The organism is Vibrio sp. 10N.261.52.A1 (assembly GCF_002876325.1).
Lineage (GTDB): Bacteria > Pseudomonadota > Gammaproteobacteria > Enterobacterales > Vibrionaceae > Vibrio > Vibrio chagasii.
This window is the reverse complement of sequence record NZ_MCYD01000712.1, coordinates 1-2,380: the sequence shown is the minus strand read 5'-3', so window position 1 is coordinate 2,380 and position 2,380 is coordinate 1. Positions and strand designations below refer to the sequence as shown.

At 43.3% G+C, this 2,380-nt stretch carries 1 protein-coding gene; it reads right to left on the bottom strand.

Translation table 11 applies throughout. From position 1 onward, the window contains the following. Positions 1 to 85: 85 nt before the first annotated feature. Complete coding sequence (locus BCT81_RS14235; RefSeq protein WP_198596898.1) at positions 86 to 2,176, bottom strand: S9 family peptidase; 2,091 nt, start codon at positions 2,174 to 2,176, stop codon at positions 86 to 88. Between the last annotated feature and the right edge of the window lie 204 nt (positions 2,177 to 2,380).

The window sequence follows — 2,380 nt, the reverse complement described above, 5'->3', positions numbered from 1 at the left end:
CGTATTTAACCATGCTTAATAATGTATGTCGCCATTTGTAGAGACAAAATGGCGACATAAAACGATGTGGGTACTTGCGTTGAATCTATTGAGTTTTGAGCAAATCTAAAAAGAATGCGTATTCCAGTGCGTCTTCTTTTAATCGTTTAAATCGACCTGATGCACCACCGTGACCTGCTTCCATGTCGGTTTTGAACACAAGTACATTGTTGTCTGTTTTCATCTCACGCAACTTCGCTACCCACTTCATAGGTTCAAAGTATTGTACTTGCGAATCATGCAGACCGGTTGTCACTAACATGTTCGGGTAGTTTTGAGCCTTGACGTTGTCGTATGGCGAGTAACTCAACATGTAATCGTAGTAGGTTTTATTGTTGGGATTGCCCCATTCGTCATACTCGTTAGTTGTAAGAGGAATTGATTCATCAAGCATGGTCGTTACCACGTCAACAAATGGAACATGAGCGCCAATGCCTCGATATAACTCAGGTGCTTGATTGATGATTGCGCCCATCAATAGACCGCCAGCTGAACCGCCCACTGCGAACACTTTATCTTTCGCGCCATAACCTTCTTCAACTAGGCCTTTGGTGACATCGATGAAGTCATTGAACGTGTTTTGTTTAGTCAGCTTTTTGCCATCTTCATACCAAGGGCGTCCCAACATCTCTGAACCACGAATATGCGCGATAGCATAAACGAATCCGCGATCAAGTAGGCTAAGACGAGCTGAGCTAAAAGTTGGTTCGATTGTGTGCCCGTAAGATCCGTAGGCATATTGGTAGAGAGGGTTAGTACCGTCTTTCTTGAATAGATCTTTGCGATAAACCAAAGAGACTGGTACTTGCTTACCATCGCGAGCCGTGATCATGATTCGCTCTGATTGGTAATTATCAGCATCGAAATCACCTAATACCGGTGTTTGTTTCATGATCTCTGATTCACCTGTATTAAGGTCGAAATCATAGTAAGTGCCAGGAGTCGTTAGGCTGCTGTAATAGACTCGAACTTTAGAGTTATCTAACTCATAGTTACTTGTTAGGTAGGCAGCAAAAGCGGTGTCGTTGAACTCAAGTGGAAATTCTTTGCCTGTAGAGAGTTGACGAACCTTCACTGTAGACAAGCCATTTGAACGCTGCTCGTAAACCAGATGATCATTAAATAGCTCAAAATCGACAAGCTGTACGTTGTCGTCAGCTGGAATGACATCGACCCATTTTGAACGGTCATGCATGTCTTCAGCCGTTGTTTTCATCAAACGGAAGTTGACTGCTTGGTAGTTGGTGTAGATGTAATACCAACCCTCTAGCTTGGCGATGCTGTACTCAATACCCGTTTCTCTTGGGTAGAAGGCTTCTGCTTTTGCATTTGGGTTGTTGGCATCAATAATTGAAACACCACTGGTTTCAGTGCTCGAGTGCCAAATGTATACCTGCTGGCCATCTTTACTCTTACTGATGCTGGTGTAGTAAGCGCTGTCAGCTTCTTCGTAGACCAGCTCATCGTTTGTTTGAGGTGTTCCCAATACGTGGCGGTAAACTTGATAGCCGAGTAAAGTTTGTGGATCTTTCTTGATGTAGTAGAAGGCTTGGTTGTCGTTTTGCCATGCGATAGCGCTCGAAGCCCCTTCAATTTCGTCGTTTAGGTATTCACCTGTTGTCAGGTCTTTAATTTTAATGGTGTAAATACGGCGGCTCAGTGTATCTTCGCCATAGGCCAACATATTTTCGTTCGGGCTGACTGATAGGCCACCAATGCTGAAGAATTCATGTTCTTTGGCGAGTTCGTTAACGTCTAAGATGACTTGTTTGTCTATTCCTAAAAAGTGTTTTTCGCGCAAATGAACTGGGTATTCGTTGTCACCTGTGACTTTATTTGAGTAGTAATAGCTACCTTTACGAACTGGTACCGAATTGTCGTCTTTCGCGATTCGGCCTTTGATCTCTTCAAATAATTGTTCTTGAGATGCTTCTGTATGTTTCAGAACAGTCTCGGCATATTGGTTCTCTTGCTCGAGATGCTGCAAGATCTCTGGGTTTTGGCGTTCATCATCACGCATCCAATAATAATCATCAATTCGTGTGTCACCATGAGTCGTCATTGAATGAGGGACTTTCTTAGCAACGGGAGCTTGGGTTTGTTGAGCGATGAGTTGCGATGGAGAGTAGTGGTTCATGGTTATTATTCCTTGATTGCTGCATCCGGCGACAAGCGCCACCGATACGGCTAATGTGGTTAAAGCGAAACGCATCTGTATATCCTTAGTGTGCACCTTACTCGTTTTAATGCCAGCATCCTTTTTAGTGGTTAGTTTTCTTCCAGTGATGTTATTTATAATTGGATTCTGGATATGCACTTTCATCGTAAGTGTCTGTTATTG